A 20,178-nucleotide genomic window follows, 5' to 3' on the forward strand; every position below is an offset into this window, starting at 1 on the left:
CAGACAGTGATCAGAGGCTTCCCGGCTCGCCCGGGAGCACCAGCAGCTCGACCTTCCGGAAATCAATCGGATGGCTCTCCGACTGCAGCGAGATCGTCCCTTCCTTCAGCATCTTCGTCCCCGCCTTCTCGGCAAGTTCCTTGGCATGGGCGTCCCGCTCATCCAGCTGCGCCTGTTCGTACTCCAGCACGGTCTCGCCATCAATGATGTGCTTGATGACCTTGTCCCCATGGACCTCGATCTCCACGGTCACCCACTGTTCGCCGTGATACGTCTTGGACTTCGAACTCGTGCAGTGCGGCAGGAACAGCTTCCCCCCCATCACGACATTCGTCCCCGGGGTGCAGAGGTTCGCCGTCGTCCGCATCCCGCTCCCCGTCCCGCCCAGGAACTGAACTTCGATCGAAGCGGGGAAGTCCTGATCCTTCGCCATCCCCTTCGGATCTTCCCCGTGGAGCATTGCCCCGCTGTTGCGGATCGCCCACCCCGGGCCGCCGGGACACTGGTCGCCGACAAACCGGTACTCCACCCGCAGCCGGTAGTGCGAGAACTTGTCCTTGTAGAACAGGTGCCCGAAGGTCTCGTTGTACTTGTCGTACCCGTCGTAGCGGACCTTGAGCAGCCCGTCCTCCACGCGGAACGTGTCCTTCCAGTTGTCCCCGAACTCGTGATAGCGGATCTTTGGCGTCCAGCCGGTCAGGTCTTTGCCGTTGAAGAGCTGGATCCACTCTTCCTTCTTCGGCTCCTGTCCAAAGGAGACGAGGGACGACGTCATCAGGAGAGCGAAGGCGAACGAGGCGATCAGGCGGCGCGACACGGAAGACCTCAATGGCAACAGGCAGCGTCGTGAGACGGGAATGAACGATCCGGAGGGGCGATTGTGGACCCACGATCCCGGCAACGCAATCACACCGGAAGGCCGCGGCGGACGGAGGCTCCCTTGCGCCAGTGAACCGGGGTCCAGGGGGCCCCCCCTGGTGGGGAGTGCAGAGGGGCAACGCCCCTTTGCACGCCGGAGGCCCGGCCGTCGAGAGATGTCTGAAGGATCACGTATCCAAACGCGGACAACGTGCTGTATGCCCCCTCACCAACCCGCCAGGATTGCAACGCCAGCGGTGTGGTTTGAGGGAGTCCTCAACGCTCGTACCACAAAGCGGAAATCCGTAGTGCCCCACGGTTCCTCATGGAAGCGCCTCCGGCGGCAAGGGGTTGCCCCCTTGACCCCGGCCGCCGTCGTACGTTGGGTTTGAGTGAGCAGAGTCGTGCCGGCAAGGACGGTGCTGTCACGCGCCGGAATCGCACTCACTCCTCAACTGCCCACCTTTCGGCCAACGCACCCACGGGCGGACCTCACAGTGATCGCAGATCCAGAGGCCAGACGTCCACCACCGCGCCGGAACGAATCGCGTAGAGAACCCGGTGTGCCGAATGCCGTACGGAGTCCGCCGAAGGGACCAGTTCGACCTTGTCGCCAATCCGCAGATCATATGACTCCGGCCCCAGGGCCAGCCGGCAGGTCTCGTCATCGACCGCGTCGATCGCCGCATCGGGCAGCTCATGACCCCCGGCAATCCGCCGCACGATCGGACGACGCTCGAAGGATGAGAACACCGCCGCACCGCAGTCGAGAACCGCCCGCTCCAGCTTTCCACGGTGAAGGACAGTCCCGATCAGGCAGAGCGCCGGACGCAGCGACAGGTCCTCCGCCGGCCGATGTGGGTCACCGAACACGTCTCCGCCGATGCGCAGCTCAGTGGGCTCCGGACACCGCGCCGCTTCTCCGATGAGATCCGCACCGGCGACCGAGACGACATCGCACCGCATCCCGTCCTGCGCCATCCGCTCGCGGGTCTCCCCCAGGATCCCCATCGCGCTCCAGACCAGCCTCTCTCTCTCGGCCGCCGGAGTCATTGTGTCGAGGTGCCCGACATCACCGGTCAGTCCGATGACCTCAACATTCGAGAGCCGGCGGATTCCCCGAAGAAGATGCTGAGTGTCCGGTCCGGGCCGCACCCCCAGGTGGTGCCGGCCCAGGTTGACCTCGACGAGCAGTTCCGCGCGAAGCCCCTCGCGGTGGCAGATCGAGTCGATCTGCTCGGCATGAACGTAGTGGTCGACCGTCGCTACCAGACGGACTCGCCGCGCCAGCCGGGCGTACCGCTCCAGCTTGTCCGGACCGACGATCGGCCGCGTCACAACGAGATCGGTTTCCCCAGCCTCGGCGAGACGTTCAGCCTTCGACAGCGAGGGGAGGGCAGCGCCACTTAAACCGAACGGGGCCAGATAGCGGATCAGTGACGCCGAGAGCAGCCCGCCGGCGTCACAGCGCCACCGCTTTTCACACGCCTTCAGCCGCTCGCCAATCCGCGCCGCATTCTGCTCGAGGATGTCCAGATCGACACAGAGCGCCGGCGTTTCGAGCGTACTCGAGTGCCTGCCGATCATCGACCGGTCATCCCTCGGCGGATCAGTGGTGGCCGCCATCCTTGAGGGCGATCTTGCGGCGGGCGCTTTCCTGGGCCTGCTGCTTGGCGGCGTATTCTTCGTCCGTTCCGACCGGCATCTGCTGCGTGGCCGCCAGCTCGGCGCGGGCCTTGGTGGCGTCGATCTGCGAAGCGGGGACGGCGACGTTCGTCAGCAGGGTGACGATGTGCCCCTTGATCTGAAGGAACCCGCCTTCGATGAAGTACCGCTCGACGCCGCTCCCCGTATCAAAGTGGAGCTCGCCGGTGCCAAGCCGACCGACCGCGGGGGCCCGCCCCGGCAGGACGCCGATCTGTCCGTCGAACAGCGGGAACTGCAGCGACCGGACGTTCTGGTCGATGAGCGTGGTTTCCGGGGTAACGACGACGAGTCGCAGTTCGGTGGCAGCAATCATGTTACAGCGAAGATTCCGATGAGACGCTGGACGGACGTTCGACAACTGTACCGCAGACGAGGGGGAGCGTCACGGATCGGGGGCGAATTCTCACGTCCGGGGTGCCGGCGGTCCGCCCCGCCTCCGGCAGAAGCCCCTTCGACGGAGGTCGCCGGCACGCGGTATAGTGCCGCCGGACCAGGGCAAAAGTGAGTCGCGGGAGGGGGTCAGTGATGCAAAAGGTGTTTCTGTGTCTCGTTGGGGCAGCGGTCCTGCTGGGTCTCGCGCAGACGGCCACGGCCGATGAGCGGGTCTCGGTCCTGTTCGTCGGGGACATCATGCTCGACGGCGGACCGGGGCATCTCGTCGCCTGCGGCAAGGACCCATTCGAGCACTGCGCGGCCCTCCTGGACGATGCCGATTTCACGATCGGTAACCTCGAATGCGTCCTCGGGAGCAAGGGGAAGCAGCTCCTCAAGTCCTACACCTTCCGGGCCGCCCCCGGCTCCGAGACCTCCCTGAAGCGGTACTTCTCCGCCCTGAGTCTGGCGAACAATCATACGGCAGACTTCGGCTCGGACGGCTTCGCCGAGTCGCTGCGGCTGCTCAAGGAAGCCGAGATTCCCCACTTCGGCGGCGGGAGCACGCTCGAAGAAGCCCGCAAGCCCCTGATCCTGGAGAAGGACGGCGTTCGGATCGCGCTCCTTGGCTACAACGGGTTCCGGGCCAAGGAGTACGCGGCCACCGAAACCGCCGCCGGCTCCGCTCCCCTTTATGCGGAGATGGCCGTCGCGGATGTCCGCCGGGTTCGGGAATCGAAGGCGGCCGACGTCATTATTCCGTTCCTGCACTGGGGAGACGAGATGATCGCCATGCCGGACGCGGACCAGCGGGGGCTGGCCCGGGAGCTGATCGACGCCGGGGCCTCGGCGGTGATCGGGTCGCATCCGCACGTCGTCCAGACGGTCGACGTCTACCGCGGCCGGCCGATCGTCTACAGCCTTGGGAACTTCGTGTTCGACTACTTCCCGGAAGACCCCGAGGAGTGGACCGGGTGGGCGGTCCGGCTGACGTTCTCCAAGGGGGACAGCACGCCCGTCGATCTGGAGACCTTCGCCGTGACGCTGGACTCGGCCGGAATCCCGCGGCCCGTCGACACCGCATCCGACGGCCCGACGATCCCGGTTCCTCCCGGCTCCTCGCCCGGCGCCGGCCCGGCAGCTCCCGCGGCGGTCTCGACCCCGGCCGCCTCGACGATTCCCAGAGGATCTGCGGCGACGCCCCCTGGAAAATCCGGGGATTGAACCGCGCCGGTGGTGACGGTGTCCGGTACCCGGCCTAAAGTTCACCCCCGCTTCGTCCCCGCCCCTGCCTGCCGGCTGCCGGGCCGATCCGGCGATCTCTCCTCGCCTTGGGCGAATCGAGACCGTCGTCCCTTCGTTCATCTGAAATCCGCGGTTCCGGAGTCGGACGCCCGCGGCCCCGTGATCCATGCTCGAAAATCTGCCCGTCAAGTCGCTGCCGTTCCAGGGATACACGATCGAGGGGTACTCCCGCGCGGCGGTCCAGAGCTACTGGCGGATCCCGGAACTGCGGGTCGGGTTCGACATGGGCGGGACCCCGTGGTCGTTCATGGGGACGCAGACGTACTTCATCACGCACGCCCATCTCGACCACATGGCGGCGCTCCCCGCCTACGTAGCGCGGCGGAAGATGATGAAGATGGAGCCGCCGACGATCTACGTGCCGGAGGAGGTCTATGAGGCGACCGACCGGATGCTGAAGTCGTGGCAGCGGCTGGATCGGGGGCGGATGCTGTGCGAGTTGATTCCGGCGAAGGCGGGGGTGGAGTATGAGCTGTCGCGCGAGTATGTCGTGACGGCGTTCCCGACGAAGCACACGGTTCCGTCGCTGGGGTACATCCTGTGGGAGCGTCGGCGGAAGTTGAAGCCGGAGTACCAGGGGTTGTCGGGGGACGAGATCCGGGACATCAAGTTGTCGGGCCAGGAGGTGGCGGCGGAGGTTCGGATCCCGATTGTCTGTTATTGCGGGGATACGGCTCCGCAGGGGCTGGATGGGGATCCGGCGATTTATCAGGCGAAGATTCTGATTACGGAGATGACGTTTTTCCGTCCGGAGCACCGGAAGGAGAAGATCCATAAGTTTGGTCATACGCATCTCGACGACATTATCGAGCGGGCGGAGAAGTTTCAGAATGAGTTGATTGTGCTGGGCCATTTCAGCACGCGTTACATGGACAAGCAGATCAAGGCGGCGGTGGAGAAGAGGCTTCCGGCGAGCCTCAAGGAACGCGTCCACCTGTGGTTGTGAGTGGACAGATCCGGGGTCCAGGGGCTCGCCCCTGGTGGGGAGTGCAGAGGGGCAACGCCCCTTTGCCCGCCGGAGGCCCGGCCGTCGAGAGATGTCTGAAGGAGTGGGTGTCCAGGCGCGGACACGGTGCCGTATGCCCCTCACCAATCCGCGAAGAGTCCAAGGCGAGGGGGGAATCCTCCACGCCGGTGCCGCAAAGGGGACGTCCGTTGCTTACTACGGTTCCTCATAGAAGTGCCTCCGGCGGCAAGGGGTTGCCCCCTTGACCCCAATGGCCGTCGCACGTTGGGTTTGAGCGAGCCATATCGTGCCGGCAAGAACGCGGTTCGAGTCAGGCCGCAGCAACCATCGCAGCCGCAATCCCTTACAACCTTAACAAAAACACCAAACCCACATGCGAACCTGTTCGCCCCCCACGTGTCGACCGACAGCCCACCAGTGATGCCCAGAGCGTCATCCCCACCCGAACGGATTTGCCGCGGATTATGCCGAGCTCACTGACCGTCGTCCTGCTCATCGTCTGCCTCGACGCCATCGGCTTCGGAATCGTCCTGCCGATCCTCCCCGACCTTCTGAAGGAAATCTCCTCCCAGGTCCACGTCGCCAACCACTTCGGCTGGTTCCTCTCCGTCTACGCGCTGATGCAGTTCCTCTGCTCACCCGTCCTCGGCGCCCTCAGCGACCGGTTCGGACGACGCCCCGTCCTCCTCGTCTCCCTCGCCGGCGCCGCGGCCGACTACGTCATCATGGGACTCGCCCCCAACCTGACGATCCTCTACATCGGCCGCATCATCGCCGGCATCACCGGCGCCAACATGGCGGTCGCCACCTCGTCGATCGCCGACGTCTCCAACGACGAAAACCGCGCCAAACACTTCGGCATGATGCACTCGGTCTTCGGGATCGGGTTCGTCATCGGCCCCCTCATCGGCGGCGTCTTCGGCGCCATGTCGCTCCGCTACCCGTTCCTCATCGCGGCGGCCCTCAACGGAGTCAGCTTCCTCCTCGCCCTCTTCGTCCTGAAAGAATCGCTCCCCGAAGAGAAACGGCGAAACCTCGACGTCACCGCCCTCAACCCGTTCAAGTCCCTCCGCTGGGTCGGCAGCATGCCGGCCCTCGTCCCGTTCCTGGTCGTCTTCATCATCGTCCAGCTCGCGGGACAGATGCCGGGGAGCCTCTGGATCATCTCCAGCATGGACCGCTACGGCTGGAGCCGGGAACTCGTGGGAGCGTCGTTCTCCGCCTACGGACTCCTGATGGCGATCTCCCAGGCGTTCCTGACGGGGCCGGTGACGAAGCGCCTCGGCGAGTTCCGGGCGATGGTCCTCGGCCTCTCGGTCGAGTGCATCTGCTACGTCCTGTTCGCCTTCGCGACGCAATCCTGGATGGTCTTCGCCCTCCTGGTCCCCCTCTGCTTCGGCGGCATCGCCCATCCGGCGATCCAGTCGATGATCTCGCGGCAGGTCTCAGACTCGCAGCAGGGGGAACTCCAGGGCTCGCTCGTCAGCCTGATGAGCCTGGTCACGATCATCGGACCGATCGCCTACACCTGGATCTACGACCGGCTTCCCACGGAGCAGGCCGGCCTGATCTGGCTCATCGCCGCCGGCCTCTACTGTTTCTGCCTGCCGATCGTCCGCGTCCTGGGCCGCCAGGAAACCGTGCAGACAGCCGTCGAAGCAGACGCCGCTTAGAAAGCCCGCGGCAAGAATGCGGACGTCGCGACCGACTACGGGTGCATTCGCCGATGGTGGTCGCCCGATACTGGCCAACCGGGTCCAGGGGCACCCTGGTGGGGGATGCAAGGGGGCAACGCCCTCTTGCCCGCCGGAGGCTTGGCCGTCGAAGGATGTCTGAAGGAGGGAGTGTCCAGACGCGGACGACGTGCCGTATGCCCCTTCACCAACCCGCGAGGATTGCAAAGCCAGCCGTGTGATGTGAGGGAGTTCTCAACGCGGGTACCACAAAAGGGACGCCCGTTGTGTACCACGGTTCCTCATGGAAGCGCCTCCGGCGGCAAGGGGGCGTGGCCCCCTTGACCCCTGGCTGCCGTAGCATGTTGGGCTTGAGCTATGGGAGTCCGTCCGGCGAGGACGCGGTTCGGGCCAGCGGGACAATCCATCCCGTCCCCCGTTGACCAACCACCATCCAGCGAATGCGCCTACAGGGCCGCCCGCTACGAGCGCTGCGACGGCCGGGACCGGCTGGCCGCTGTCCGCGACGGAACCCAGTTCTTCCCCTCGGCCTTGATGTCGCGAACCTCCTCCGCTGTCGGCGGAGCGTTCGTGCCAAAGGTGTCGTAGGTCGGCTTGGAGATCTTGGGGCTGTAGCCCACGTACTGATTCCGCCCCTTGCGGCCCCGGAACCAGGAGAGCGCTCCGGTCGGCAGCGGCACCCGCGGAATGACCCCCAGCACCAGGATTGAAAGAATCAGGAAGCTGGCCACGATGACGCCGAGCGTCACATAAGCATTCTCAGGCGAAGCCAGGAAGGCGACAAAGCAGACCCCCGTCATTCCGACGAACAGCACGATCACGCTGGCCATGATCGAGCCGCCTGCCCGCCGCATTCCACCCGTCGAATCCGACATCGGTTCCACCTTCGTTCCGGATGCCTCTCCCTACGTCCCAATCTCCGATGGCGTGGGAGGATTTTCACGCTCTCTGAAGTTTCGCACCAACTCGGCTCGGCGGACCAGTCGCGAATCTGTCGAAGCCGTCACGTCCCCGCCGGCTTCTCGTCCGCGGGGGCCTCTCCCGCTGCTCCATCGGCGGCTGCCTTCGACTTCTCGTAATCGGCCAGCAGTGACTTCCGGCACCCCTCACAGCAGATGAACACCGGCTTCCCGCCAACGTCCACCTTGATCGGCGTCCCCATGCTTCCCAGGGCTGAGTGTCCCACCGGACAGGTCTTCTGCTCCTCGGCGAGCTTCCGGTCTTCCTCCGGCAGCTTCGATAGCGCCCCGCGGATCTCCGCCGCCTCCTTGTCCGCGGCGGAAACCGGCGGCGTCTTGGCGCAGCTCGACGAAACCAGGAGAGCCGCAAGGGCGAACAGCGAGCCGAAACGGGCGATCTTCATAAACGGAGCCACTCCGGGACAACACCGCGGGCCACGTGGAGGGGCATTCCGAATGCCCCCGTCCCGGGCCGCGACGAAGATTGTACGCATCCGCGGCTCCGCGGACGATCAGTCCAGTCCGGGATGGGCGACTTCTTTCCAGCGGTTTTCGAAACCGACCTCTTCCCAGTTGATGTCGTTTTCCCCGTCGTGGCACTTCCGGCACGACTGTTCGGCCTCCGCCTTGGAGCGGTGCATCATCTTCCGGGAGGCCAGCATCTTGGCCATGTCGGTCCCGGCGGTCTCCAGGGCGACGTGCTCGCTCCCCGGCCCGTGACAGTTCTCGCACTGCTGCCCCGCCAGATGCGGCGTGGTCATCATGTCCACAAACCCGCCGTCGATCCGCTGGGCCGACTGGGCATTCCAGCCGACGACGTGACAGCACAGACACTCCGGATCGTAAACCCGCGAAACGAAATCCTTCTCCTGCCCCTTCCGCCCCTTATCGATGGCGACGTACGCGTTGGCGTGCTTGGAGTTCTTCCAGACCTCATACGCCTTGGTGTGGCAGTCCTTACAGGCATCGACCCCAACAAACTTCCGCTCGGACGGAATCGATTCGGCAATCAGGTTCTGGTAGTCGTCCTTGAGCCGTTCCTGGTACTCCCGCATCACCTGCGTCATGGAGTCCTGGTTGCTCAGCGTCTCGGGGGCGACTTCGATGTTCGTGTACTTGAACGGCTGAGCCCGGTCCTGCGGGTAGTAACCGACCACGCCGATCGTCTTCCCCTTGATGCCTGACGTCACAACGATCGTGTTCCCCACCTTTTCCGGCGTCTGCGGCGGCTCCTCGTAGCCTCCGGCGCTGACGACCAGCTGGAACACAGGGAACTTGCCGGCCCACTTCTTAGAGTTGTCGAGCGAGTCGTGCGAGAGCAGGACGTACAGGTCCGGCTTCTCCTTCTGCTGAACCTCCGCCAGAACCCGCTTCAGCGTCTGCTCCACGCCGGCGACCTTCAGCTCCTCCTGGGAGAAGGAATCGACTTCGTTCTTCCAGGCCTCGCCGAAGATGCTGACGATCGCCACCTTCTTCCCGCCGCGTTCGACGATCGTGTAGTCCAGCGGCATTCCGAGAGACTTGTCGATGATCGTCAGGTTCGCCCCCAGGAAGGGGAGGGCGAAGTCCGGGTCGACGTTCTTGAACTCCTGAAACACCTCGAACAGCTTTTGCGGGCCGAACTTCAGTTCCTCGGTCCCCACCGCCAGGGCGTCGTACTTCATCCGGGCCAGGCCTTTGACGAGGGCTTCCAGCTTCCACCGGGCCTGAACCTGGAAGACGCGTTCCATGTTGAGCAGGCCGCCGACGTCGACCGCGATGACGGGCCATTTGCGGTCTTCGCGAAGCATCCGGACGAAATCCGCCCGCCGCGAGTATCCGCCGATCATCCGTTCCGAGCATCCGCACGGTTCGATGTAGCCGTGGGCCTGTCCGGTGATGACGAACGCGAGTTGCGGGGTGGTCCAATCGGCCAGGAGTTTCTTCCCGCCCGTTCCGCCGGCGCCAGTCTTCGGAGCTGTTCCCGAAGCGGCGGTCTTGGTGGCCCGGGCATCCGCGAGTTCGTTCGTCTCGGCGGGTTCTTCGTCTTTGGCGGTCTCGCCGAGGACGACTTCGGTAGCCGCTTTGGCGGTGGAGGTCGTTTCGGGGCGCCGGTCTTCGCCGGAGGAGTCGGTCTTGGCCGCAAGCCGCGACTGGTTCCAGAGATAGAGGGAGGTCGCCCCGGCGGAGACGAGGACGATCAGGATCACCAGTGCGGCACGTCCGCTGCGCGACGGAAGCTGCGAAACCATCAATCACTCCATCCGTGAAATCCCTTGGGAGTGAGCCGGAGGGCGGCGCCAAGGGGAGTGTGGAAATTGTAACCATCAGGCAGAAGCCGCACGACACCAGGGTGCCCCTTACCGGGTCCAGGGGCACCCTGGTGGGGAGTGCAGAGGGGCAACGCCCCTTTGCCCGCCGGAGGCCTGGCCCGTCGAGAGATGTCTGAAGGAGCGCGTATTCAAACGCGGACAACGTGCCGGATGCCCCCTCACCAACCCGCGGGATTCCAAAGTGAGCGGTGAGTCCTCAACGCCGGTTCCACAAAACGGTCGTCCGTCACCTTCCACGGTTCCTCACCGGAGCGCCTCCGGCGGCAAGGGGTCCCCCCTTGACCCCAACTGCCGTCGCACATCGGGTCTGACGTACCACCACCGTGCCGGCAAGGACGTCAATGAGGCAGACCTTTCCGTCCCTCCCGATTCCAACACCAACGTTTCCCACCTCTCCCCACCCCCAACTCACGAATTCGCTCGTTTCTCGCTCCCCCCGCCGGTAGAATCCCCGTCCCAGCCGGGCCGAAGGTGCGCACACCCGTTCACCTTCCCCGGCCTCGCCCCAAGTCGGGGCAGTCTCCTGAACCTCTCAGGGGACCACCGTGTCGGGAACCGCATCGTTGGGTTTCCCAGATTTTCCGTTCGCACTGTTCAACCGTTTGCGAAGAGAGACGACTGTGCCACAAGCACCCGCCCCCGCTGCCACGCAGCCCCAGACCCAGAAGCAGGCCCTCACCGGAGCCGACATTCTGGTACTCGCACTGGTTCAGCAGGGCGCCGAGTTCGTATTCGCCTACCCCGGCGGGGCCAGCATGCCCCTCCACCAGGCACTCCGCCTCCACCGCGAAAAGATCCGCACCATCCTCCCCCGCCACGAGCAGGGGGGAGGCTTCGCCGCCCAGGGTGTCTCCCGCACCAGTGAATCGGTCGGCGTCTGCATGGCCACCAGCGGCCCGGGGGCGACGAACCTCGTCACCGCCATCGCCGACGCCAAGATGGACAGCATCCCCCTGATCGCCGTGACCGGCCAGGTCGCCCAGGCGGTCATCGGCTCCGATGCCTTCCAGGAAACGCCGATCGTCGAGATCTGCCGCGGCATCACCAAGCACCACTACATGATCACCGCCGAGGACTGGCGGAACCCGGAAGACGTGCAGGCCGCCCTCAGGGAGATCCCCCGGATCGTCAAGGAGGCGTTCTACGTCGCCAAGACCGGCCGCCCCGGCCCGGTCCTCATCGACTTCCCGCGGAACATCCAGATCTCCGTGCTCGAAGGCGAAATCGACTTCGACCCGCCGATGCACCTCCCCGGCTACCACCCGGAGCGGAAGCACGTCGCCAATGAGCAGGTGAAGCAGGTCATCGCCGCCATCAAGCGGTCCAAGAAGCCGATCCTGTACGTCGGCGGGGGAGTCATCAACTCCAACGCCGCCGAAGAACTCACGGCCTTCGCCAAGAAGTCCAACATCCCCGTCACCATGACGGTCATGGGCCTGGGTTCGTTCCCCGGCGATGACCCGCAGTCGCTGCACATGCTGGGGATGCACGGCACGGTCTACTCGAACTACGCCATCAACGAGGCGGACCTCCTCCTCGCCTTCGGCGTCCGGTTCGACGACCGCGTCACCGGCAAGCTGGACGAGTTCGCCAAGCACGGCAAGATCGTCCACGTCGATATCGACCCGTCGGAGATGCACAAGAACAAGGAAGCCCACATCCCGATCGTCGCGGACGTCAAGGTCTTCCTGGAGAAGCTCAACGCCGCCTTCACCGATGCGGACAAGCCGCAGATCGACGAATGGTGGCAGCAGATCAACGCCTGGCGCGATAAGTTCCCGCTCAAGTACAACGACGCCGGGGACTTCATCCTCCAGCAGTACGCGATCGACGAGCTCTGCCGCCAGACGAAGGCGCTGAACCCCTACGTCGCCGTCGGCGTCGGCCAGCACCAGATGTGGGCCGCCCAGTTCTACAAGTTCAACAAGCCCAAGCACTGGCTCTCGAGCTCCGGCCTCGGCACGATGGGCTTCGGCCTCCCGGCCGCGATGGGCGCCCAGGCCGCCCACCCGGGCGAGCTGTGCATCGACATCGACGGCGACGGCTCGATCCTGATGAACATCCAGGAGCTCGCCACCCTCAAGTGCGAGAAGCTCCCGGTCAAGGTTCTCCTGCTGAACAACCAGCACCTCGGCATGGTGGTTCAGTGGGAAGACCGGTTCATGTCGGGCAAGCGGGCTCACACCTACCTCGGTCCGATCGATCACCCCGAGTGGCTGGGCGAAGGCAAAGGCGACCACTACGCCGAAACCTATCCCAACTTCGTGGAGATCGCCCGCGGCTTCGGCCTCCAGGCCAAGCAGGTCCGCAGCAAGGCCGAGTACCCCAAAGCCCTGGCAGAAATGCTCGCCTCGGAAGGCCCCTATCTCCTCGACGTCCTCTGCCCCTACCAGGAACACGTCCTCCCAATGATCCCCGGCGGCAAAACCGTCCGCGACATCATCACCGAATAGCCAAGGCATCCGCCCTGGCCCCGGCTCGCCGTAGGTGCGGTGGGTTGAGCTAAGGGCGTCGTGCCGGCATGCACGATGTTCGACGGAAATCAGAGCCGTGTGAGCCGGGAAACTGGTTCACGCGGCTTTTCTCGTTTACACCGACATACGGACGGTTCAACTCTCCACGCATCCAATCTATCCTACGCTTCGCTTATTTCCAGACTCGGTACGCCGCCGACGTTCGTGTCGCCGTTTCTCTTGAGCTCTTCCATGCCAAGCTTCACACCCTCCGAACAGACGATGTGGGTTCAGCTTCCACCGGAGTCTCCAACGCAGCTCAACGACGATCAGATTAACGAGAAGTACGGCAAGCGAGAATTACGCATCGTCACCGAGACGAATCGAGAGCAGCTGCCCAACTTTGTCGAGGCGCTAAATCGACCGGGATGGATGGAGTTGCGACCGTTCTACCAACGGCGACCTCGATGGGAAGCGAAACGTCAGTCCAAACTCATCGAGTCGTTCATAATGAACGTGCCAGTTCCACCACTCTTTGTGTACGAGTCAGATCTCGCGAAGTACGAAGTGATGGACGGACAGCAGCGCATCACTGCAATCAAAGAGTTCTACTCGAACAAACTCCGCCTCGAAGGGCTTGAACAGTGGCCTGAACTCAACGGGCGGCGGTATGACGACCTTCCGTCCGAGATTAAAAAGGGAATCGACCGTCGATCGATTTCATACATCGTTCTTCTCAAAGAGTCTGCGACAACCTCTGACGAGGAAGCTTTGCTGCGGCAACAAGTCTTCGAGCGCCTAAACACCGGAGGAATCGAGCTCACTAAGCAGGAGATCCGTCATTGCATTTACCACGGCCCTTTTGACCAACTCTTGCTAGAGCTGTCAAAACACGAGCTCCTCCGAAAAGCTTGGGATCTTCCACAGCACACAAAAGACGAGGATGCGAAACCTCCCAAAGCCCTCCTCGACAAGAAGCACTTCTCACAGATGAAGGATGTCGAAGTTGTCCTGCGATTCTTCGCACTACGCCATGTTGAACACTATCGTCGCGGCATGCAAGGATTTCTCGACTTGTACATGGTCCGCAGCCGTCGATTTACAGACTCGGACATCTCCACGCTTCGCGATATATTCTGCAGAACAATCATCATTTGTCACGACATTTACGGCGAGCACCTCTTCAAGCCTTGGGTTCCGCTGCAGCATCAGTGGGCAGCGGCACCGCAAATTGCATTCGCAGACGCCGTCCTAGTTGGCTTTAGCGAACACCTCGAACGAGCCGACAAACTCCGCGCCGCAAAGGATGAAATCGTAGCCAAGACGAAAGAACTCTTTGCCTCACACGCTGCCGGCACTTTCACCGGACAGAAGAACACCAAGCAAGACCTGAAGGATAGGCTTCGACTATTTAACGAGATGCTTGACGCATTCTAGCGACAGGGGTTTGGTCGCTACCGATGCCCCCCCAACACCACCCCTTTTTTAGTCGATACAACTTTTTCGTAATGGCCGTTGTTGATTATTGAACACGATTGACTCCGAATGACAGAGTTTACGATTGCAGGGCCATGTTTGAAAACACACTCACATCCGCGAGCAAGTCGATACAAACGGTTATCTCGGTTCTTCGAACGAATGATGCCCTGCGAGCGTTGTTGCTCAGGAAGGGGCAAGACGCTTCTGGCGCACAGCCAGAGCCTTCCAATCACACTGGCATTGACAACACGAAGTGCGAGTCAGACGCCGTTTGCAACTTTCCCCAAGAGCTTCTCGCGGCTGCGCCGAACAAAATCGACTGGCAGATATTCGATCACTGCGCCAGCTTCACTCGGATCTACGCAATTTTTGAGCAGTTTGTCACCGATCTGGCAACCGCATACATAGGCGAGCTGCCAGTGCTTTACCCAACATATTCCGGCTTATCCGAATCAGTCAGAACGCAGCATCGCGTTGCAGTGGGTCAGATTCTTCAAAAGTGGAGCAGCGACGGTCCTTACAGGCACTTAACAGAACAATCTATTGTGAAGGGGCTATCTGACGGATTGGCCGCCGCACCTAAATATTCACTGCTGGCAGATGCATTCTTGATTGACCCCCACAATTATCGCCCTGCGGCGATTCGCAAAATTTTTGGCTACCTTGGATTTTCAGACTGCTGGCAAGGAGTCCAGCGGCATGCCGCGGTAACGAACTATATGGCCAAAATCTACGGTGGCAGCGAAACCGCAGAGTCAGTCCTGACAGCAATTGTGGAGTTTCGCAATAATGCCAGCCATAGCGTCGTCTCGGACGTTGCCAGCGTCGACGACATCTGTAAATACGCTGAATTCTTACTAACGCTGTGCACGGCATTGTGCGACATTGTACACAAAGGAGTTATACGACGAAGAATTGAGGCGGGAATGGCACCTGAGATCGGAGTTGTCGTAACCCGATTTGGGAGAGCCTCTGGCGTCAGGTTAAGATCATGTGAGCTGTCGATCGGCGACGAGCTGTATATTCGTCGCGGTAATTCCTTTCGATCGGTTCGAGTGAAATCCATCAGGAAGGTGCGCGAGGACCGCGAAAAAGTCGTTGTTACATCTGACGAGGAGTTCGGGGTATTACTAACGCATTCACCCGACGAAGGCTACATAGTATACAAGGCACCTCATCTCCACTCCGCCTTCGACAACGCGATCCAAGCCGATGAATCACTCGCTGAGGACGCGTCTGACGAACCAGACACAAACGGGCCTGCTGCGGACGAGGATTCCTCGTCCGCAGCAGACTTACCGCAAGGAACGTCCGTTAACGTTGACGGAGTGGCCGGGGCGAGCTGACGCAGCTGGGTGATTGTGGTCGCGGCGCAGCCAGGTAGCACCATCGTCTCCCACCCATCCCCAACGCGCCGCACGTTTTGACACGCGACGGGGGAGGGGGCTGGTGCGGGCTGATACCCCGATCACCAGAACGTGGCGCTCGCAAACTGAGCGGGGGGGGGGGGCTGACGTGAGGCACGTCAATTACAGTGATTAATAGCGAGGCTGTCATTAAGGTGGCGCAGCCAGGTAGTAGTCGACCTAGCGGTAAATGTCGCATTTTGTGAGAGTCTGTTCTGCAGACATAGAAGGAGCTGACGTTCAAGGAGGACGGCATGGGGAAAAGCATCGGGAAGTGGGCGGTACAACTGACGGACGCGGAGCGGGAACAGCTTCAGAAGCAGACTCGGGCGCAGTCCGCCTCGGCACTGGCGGTCAAACGGGCTCGAATCCTGCTGTTGTGCGATCAGAACCAAGCGGACGGCGGGAAGACGGATGATGAAGTTGCCGCACAGATCGGGATGACGCGGCGGCAGGTCCAGCGGATCCGGACGAAGTTCGCCCAGGAGGGACTGGAGACGACGCTCAGGCGGGAGGTGCGGTCGGATCGTGGAACCGCCCGGGTGCTGGACGGCCGCGCCGAAGCCCGATTGGTGGCGCTCTGTTGTGGTACGCCTCCGGAGGGGCGTCAGCAATGGACCATGCAGCTGCTGGCCGACGAACTGTGCCGGCTCAAGGTCGTCACCCACGTCTGCGCCGAGACCGTTCGGCAGACGCTGAAAAAAATCAGCTCAAGCCCTGGCTGACGCGACGGTTCTGCATACCCGAAGCGGATCGAGCCCGATTCGTCTCTCAGATGGAAGAGGTTCTGGACGTCTACCACGAACCTCGGGATGCTGCCCACCCGCTGATCTGCATGGACGAAGCATCGAAGCAGATCGTCGCCGACACGGTCGCCGCGCTGCCGATGACGCCCGGCCAGCCTCGGCGGGAAGACCCGCACTACGAGCGGAAGGACGTCCAGGCGATCTTCGCGTTCTTCGATCCCGTCCGCGGCTGGCGGCGGATGTCGGTTCGGCGGACTCGAACGCGGCAGGACTGGGCGGAGGAAATCCGTCGGCTGCTGGACGAGGACTACCCCGCGGCGCAACAGGTGACGCTGGTCTGTGACAATCTGAACACGCACAACATCGCCAGTCTGTACGCGACGTTTGCGGCGTCGGAGGCGCATCGTCTGGCCCGCAAGCTGCGTCTGGCCCGCAAGCTGCGTCTGGTCCACACGCCACGAAGCGGCAGCTGGCTCAACATGGCGGAGATGGAACTGAGTGTGCTGACCCGGCAATGCATTGGGCGGCGGTTCGAGAATGCGGAGGCGATGACGGAGGAAATGGCCAAATGGGAAGCGAACCGCAACGAAAGCGGCCTGGGTGCGCACTGGCGATTCACAACCGCCGACGCCCGAATCACCTTCCGGAAGCTCTATCCCGTCGAATGCGACATTGAGCGATAGGTCGACCAGTAGGGTGCATGCCAATGCACCATCGCCTTTGATGACGCTTTCCGCATCGCCAACGACTCCTCACGTTCGTGGTGCGTTGACACGCATCCTACTCGAGAGCCATATCGCGAATGCTCGCCGGTTCCTCGTGCCCCCATTCCTCGGGATAGCCAGGTAGCACCATCTTTCTCTTACCGGCTCCCAACACACCGCATGCCTCCTCTCGCGCGTGGTGCGTTGGCACGCACCCTACTCGAGAGACAAGCCACCGATGCTCTCCGGCTCTGCACGCCCCCACTCCTTGGGATAGTGCCCCTCGCGGACGTACTTTCGGAACGTTGACCACTCCCAATCCCAGGGGTGCGTCACGAGGCCGTGCGTTACAGGATTGAAGTGGATGTAGTCGAAGTGGGCCTCCAGATCCGCCTCGTCGCGAATCACGTGCTCCCAGAATCGACGCTGCCAGACGCCAGAGGAACCCCGACGCTGACGGCTCGCCGACACCTCGGCTGTGAGCCCTCCTTCGCGCAACCAGGCCTTGGCAAACTCCCCCTTGATCTTCTTCCATCGCGTTGAAAAGTCCCGATCTCCCCGTGGCAGCCTCCACGGCGTGTGCAGATGATCTGGCAGGAGAACAATGGCAACGACCTCAAAGGGATCGCTCTCAGCAATTGATCGAATCACGTCACCGAGAAGCCTGCGCGCCGCCGCGTCTGCGAAGATCGGGATTCTGCGCTCTGTAACGACCGTAAAGAAGTATGTCCCTCCTTCGACGTACCATCGCCTGTAGTCTGACATCGCCGCCCGCCTGCAACTGCTGCTGTCCTGGCATACCACCAACGAGGTGCCACCCATGCCTGTTGTACAGCTGTAACCCATGCCTCCGGTACAAACAGCAAAGCCTCCAGTGCGTACCCCTCGAACGCTTGGGGTCGCCTGTCTGGCGCGATCCCTACCGATGGCCGAAGCGCAGGATGTCGGCCGTGATGTTCAGTCGAAGCTTGAGCTCCGTGCTCTTTCGGGCGGGTTCGTCCGTAAAGCCGCCGTACTCGGCATCGATCTCCGCCCCGAACTGGGCCACTGCGAGGGCGGCGCACCGGCAGGCGTACCCCACCTCTCCGGAGACTCCTCCCGCACTGAGCTGCGCGGCTCGCTGCTGCTGGCCGGGAGTCGTGCGACAGCCGAGCTGATACGCCAGGTATTCCATGACCGCTTCCTCGCTGATTTCGCGGATTCGACGGGCGTACTCCCGAGCCGCGCGACGTGCCGATGCGGTCTGAAGAGCCATCGGCTCGGCGTGCGTCGTCGCCAGTGCGAGTGCGCGTACCGGGGCGACGCTGGCGACTCGCTTCTCCCAGTCGATTGCCTCCGAGGGACTCGTAATCACCTGGGTCTGCCGTGTGGCCGGATCGCCGAGCTCCGCGAGGTATTCGTCCACCTCCGGCGACGGCTTGAAGTGCAGGCGATGCCCTCGAACAGGAGAGACCCAGACCCGGCAGTAGGCCATCTCCCCCCGCTTCCCCATGCTGTCGACGTCGATGTGCTCATAGATGCCGTCAACCGGACTGGGGCGAACGAAATCCAGGTTGAACTGCCTCCCGAGCCATTTCTCCCAGGCGAGTTGAAAGCCCGCGGGCGAGAGGAGGTCCAGCAGACGCCCGCCTTCAATCATGGATCTCGTTCCTGGCTCTTCCATCATGAGGCGCTGTTCCACTGGTGACTCGGCGGGGACGCCCCCGACCCGCTCAGAGGTCCTGATCCCTCCGGGAAGCCAGCGCGAGCTTCCTGACGAGCGCATCAGGGATTGGCTTGCTGGGCGAGAAGGTGACGCCGGTCTTGGTGTACTTGAGCCCGGCCGCGGCAATGTCTTCGGCATGCGACTGGATAGCGGACGGAGCGAGATAGAGCCCGCACTGCTTGCTGAACGCCGCATACCCAGCGACGATCGTTTTTCCGATGCGGTACCCCGGCATCTTGTAGGCGATGACTTCTTCGGCGTCCGGCAGCGCGTCCGCAAGCTCTGCACGCAATCGAACCAGCAGCGGCCGAAGGTCTTCAGAAGCCTCAGCAATATAGGCGTCGTGAGCAGAAACCATGGTCAGAGCACGCCTCCGTTGGCATGACGTTCAAGGCCAGCGTCCACAATCTGACCTTAAACGAGTTCGATGACCCGATCAAACTGATCGGGAGAAGACGACTACGCTCAAGACCTTGAGCGGCGCGGACGTCACGCCTTGAAGGCTTTGCATCAGAGCGTGGCGCGGGGTGGCACTATCAGGGATGCGCTGGTGACAATCACCTCGGAGAACACTCGATGCTGGTGCTCATCACGCCCACGGCACCCTGGCCCCGGAATCGTGATCGCCCCTGGTTACGCCCGAGACATGAAGAGACATGACTGAGCCGGCACCATCGCTCTCCGGGGACTTCTGGCTGCGGCTGTTTCCCGCGTCGGACTATCGCCTGCCGATGGGGGTCCGACCGGGCGAGGCGAGACGCTTCTGGGGTAATTCGCCTGAGGCGGCTTACGTGCTGGCGGAGCGGCGGCGCTGGATTGCCGAGGCTCCCGAGCGGCACCTGTTGTTCCTGCCGGAAGCGGAACCAGCCACGGCGGAGGCGGTGGCGTGGTTCTCGTCGGTCCTCGGGCGGGTCTTCAGAGACGCGCGCGATGCCGCCTGCGGGCTGGAGCCGGATTGGGTGCTGCTCGGCGGCGACGCGGCGAGCGGCTTACCCGTGCTGGGCGGGGCGCTGGCCTTTCCCTCGGGCTGGGCGCTGGAAGAGAAACTCGGTCGTCCGCTGGCCGATGTGCACGACACGGTGCCCGGACTGGCGGCCGCGATCGGTCCGCAGATCACCACATTTCTCGCTCGGATCGCGACCGGTTCGACATGGGAGCGGGACAACTGGGGACTCAGCGCGGATTCCTCGCTCAATCACCATCCCGCGCAGCCCATCGCCCGGCTCCGCGAGGACGCGCCGCTCGATGCGACCTGGCTCCGCCTGGAGCAGCAGTTTCTCACCCGGCTGCCGCACTCCCGCGCGATTCTCTTTGGCATCCGTGTGACGAACCATCGTCTGGACGCACTCCTCGACGTGCATCCCGTACTGGCCGGCCGGATGGCCCGTGCTCTGGAGACCATGCCCGACACCCTGGCAGCGTACAAAGGCCTGACGGCCGCTCGCCCCGTACTCGTCCGTCAACTCGCCGCCCTTCGATCAGCCTTTCCGTGACGCAGGCGCCTGCGGCGC

The 20,178-nt window shown here is 63.0% G+C and carries 17 protein-coding genes; 8 read left to right on the forward strand and 9 right to left on the reverse strand.

Going from position 1 to position 20,178, the window contains the following annotated elements; all coding sequences use genetic code 11:
- Positions 1 to 10: 10 nt before the first annotated feature.
- From VT03_RS08055 to VT03_RS08065, 3 genes are all read right to left on the reverse strand, one after another.
- A complete protein-coding gene (locus VT03_RS08055; protein ID WP_075096996.1) occupies positions 11 to 775 on the reverse strand; it encodes a DUF1080 domain-containing protein in 765 nt (254 codons plus the stop codon).
- A gap of 575 nt (positions 776 to 1,350) precedes the next feature.
- Positions 1,351 to 2,445 (reverse strand): alanine racemase, encoded by a 1,095-nt coding sequence (locus VT03_RS08060; protein WP_197489250.1) that lies wholly within the window; start codon positions 2,443 to 2,445, stop codon positions 1,351 to 1,353.
- Between the two features lie 22 nt (positions 2,446 to 2,467).
- Positions 2,468 to 2,878: a FoF1 ATP synthase subunit delta/epsilon gene (locus tag VT03_RS08065; protein ID WP_075092516.1), complete on the reverse strand. Its 411-nt coding sequence runs from the start codon at positions 2,876 to 2,878 to the stop codon at positions 2,468 to 2,470.
- Between the two features lie 212 nt (positions 2,879 to 3,090).
- On the opposite strand from VT03_RS08065, the gene VT03_RS08070 reads away from it, so the two are divergent.
- The 3 genes from VT03_RS08070 to tet all read left to right on the forward strand — a co-directional run bounded on the left by VT03_RS08070 (position 3,091) and on the right by tet (position 6,882).
- On the forward strand, positions 3,091 to 4,161 hold the full coding sequence (locus VT03_RS08070; RefSeq protein ID WP_075092517.1) for a CapA family protein: 1,071 nt from the start codon (positions 3,091 to 3,093) through the stop codon (positions 4,159 to 4,161).
- 187 nt (positions 4,162 to 4,348) lie between these two features.
- Positions 4,349 to 5,188 carry an MBL fold metallo-hydrolase gene (locus VT03_RS08075; protein WP_075092518.1) on the forward strand — a complete coding sequence of 280 codons (840 nt, stop codon included), beginning with the start codon at positions 4,349 to 4,351 and terminating at the stop codon, positions 5,186 to 5,188.
- A gap of 485 nt (positions 5,189 to 5,673) precedes the next feature.
- The gene (tet, locus tag VT03_RS08080) at positions 5,674 to 6,882 is read left to right on the forward strand and encodes a Tet(A)/Tet(B)/Tet(C) family tetracycline efflux MFS transporter (protein WP_075092519.1); all 1,209 of its coding nucleotides are present in this window, start codon (positions 5,674 to 5,676) and stop codon (positions 6,880 to 6,882) included.
- Positions 6,883 to 7,364: 482 nt separating this feature from the next.
- On the opposite strand, the gene VT03_RS08085 is transcribed toward tet, so the two are convergent.
- The 3 genes from VT03_RS08085 to VT03_RS08095 all read right to left on the reverse strand — a co-directional run bounded on the left by VT03_RS08085 (position 7,365) and on the right by VT03_RS08095 (position 10,093).
- Positions 7,365 to 7,778 carry a hypothetical protein gene (locus tag VT03_RS08085; RefSeq protein ID WP_075092520.1) on the reverse strand — a complete coding sequence of 138 codons (414 nt, stop codon included), beginning with the start codon at positions 7,776 to 7,778 and terminating at the stop codon, positions 7,365 to 7,367.
- 128 nt (positions 7,779 to 7,906) lie between these two features.
- On the reverse strand, positions 7,907 to 8,266 hold the full coding sequence (locus tag VT03_RS08090) for a hypothetical protein (RefSeq protein WP_075092521.1): 360 nt from the start codon (positions 8,264 to 8,266) through the stop codon (positions 7,907 to 7,909).
- A 108-nt stretch (positions 8,267 to 8,374) separates the two neighbouring features.
- Positions 8,375 to 10,093, reverse strand: coding sequence for a multiheme c-type cytochrome (locus VT03_RS08095; protein WP_075092522.1), 1,719 nt, complete (start codon positions 10,091 to 10,093; stop codon positions 8,375 to 8,377).
- Positions 10,094 to 10,794: 701 nt separating this feature from the next.
- On the opposite strand from VT03_RS08095, the gene ilvB reads away from it, so the two are divergent.
- From ilvB to VT03_RS33280, 4 genes are all read left to right on the forward strand, one after another.
- Complete coding sequence (ilvB, locus tag VT03_RS08100) at positions 10,795 to 12,627, forward strand: biosynthetic-type acetolactate synthase large subunit (protein ID WP_075092523.1); 1,833 nt, start codon at positions 10,795 to 10,797, stop codon at positions 12,625 to 12,627.
- A gap of 252 nt (positions 12,628 to 12,879) precedes the next feature.
- Positions 12,880 to 14,064, forward strand: coding sequence for a DUF262 domain-containing protein (locus tag VT03_RS08105; RefSeq protein WP_082846031.1), 1,185 nt, complete (start codon positions 12,880 to 12,882; stop codon positions 14,062 to 14,064).
- 134 nt (positions 14,065 to 14,198) lie between these two features.
- Positions 14,199 to 15,452 (forward strand): MAE_28990/MAE_18760 family HEPN-like nuclease, encoded by a 1,254-nt coding sequence (locus tag VT03_RS33275; RefSeq protein ID WP_156514351.1) that lies wholly within the window; start codon positions 14,199 to 14,201, stop codon positions 15,450 to 15,452.
- Positions 15,453 to 15,766: 314 nt separating this feature from the next.
- A protein-coding gene (locus VT03_RS33280; RefSeq protein ID WP_156514352.1) for an IS630 family transposase occupies positions 15,767 to 16,941 on the forward strand; the annotation gives its coding sequence in 2 pieces (ribosomal slippage) (positions 15,767 to 16,211 and positions 16,211 to 16,941; 1,176 coding nt in all).
- A 237-nt stretch (positions 16,942 to 17,178) separates the two neighbouring features.
- Here the strand turns inward: VT03_RS33280 and VT03_RS08120 are convergent.
- From VT03_RS08120 to VT03_RS08130, 3 genes are all read right to left on the reverse strand, one after another.
- On the reverse strand, positions 17,179 to 17,727 hold the full coding sequence (locus VT03_RS08120) for an REP-associated tyrosine transposase (RefSeq protein ID WP_075096997.1): 549 nt from the start codon (positions 17,725 to 17,727) through the stop codon (positions 17,179 to 17,181).
- A gap of 154 nt (positions 17,728 to 17,881) precedes the next feature.
- On the reverse strand, positions 17,882 to 18,601 hold the full coding sequence (locus VT03_RS08125; RefSeq protein WP_075092527.1) for a hypothetical protein: 720 nt from the start codon (positions 18,599 to 18,601) through the stop codon (positions 17,882 to 17,884).
- 73 nt (positions 18,602 to 18,674) lie between these two features.
- Positions 18,675 to 19,031, reverse strand: a complete 357-nt coding sequence (locus VT03_RS08130) for a DUF1801 domain-containing protein (protein WP_075092528.1) — start codon at positions 19,029 to 19,031, stop codon at positions 18,675 to 18,677.
- A gap of 292 nt (positions 19,032 to 19,323) precedes the next feature.
- On the opposite strand from VT03_RS08130, the gene VT03_RS08135 reads away from it, so the two are divergent.
- Positions 19,324 to 20,160, forward strand: coding sequence for a heme-dependent oxidative N-demethylase subunit alpha family protein (locus tag VT03_RS08135; RefSeq protein WP_075092529.1), 837 nt, complete (start codon positions 19,324 to 19,326; stop codon positions 20,158 to 20,160).
- The last annotated feature ends 18 nt before the right edge of the window (positions 20,161 to 20,178 follow it).

This window comes from Planctomyces sp. SH-PL14 (assembly GCF_001610835.1).
GTDB lineage: Bacteria > Planctomycetota > Planctomycetia > Planctomycetales > Planctomycetaceae > Planctomyces_A.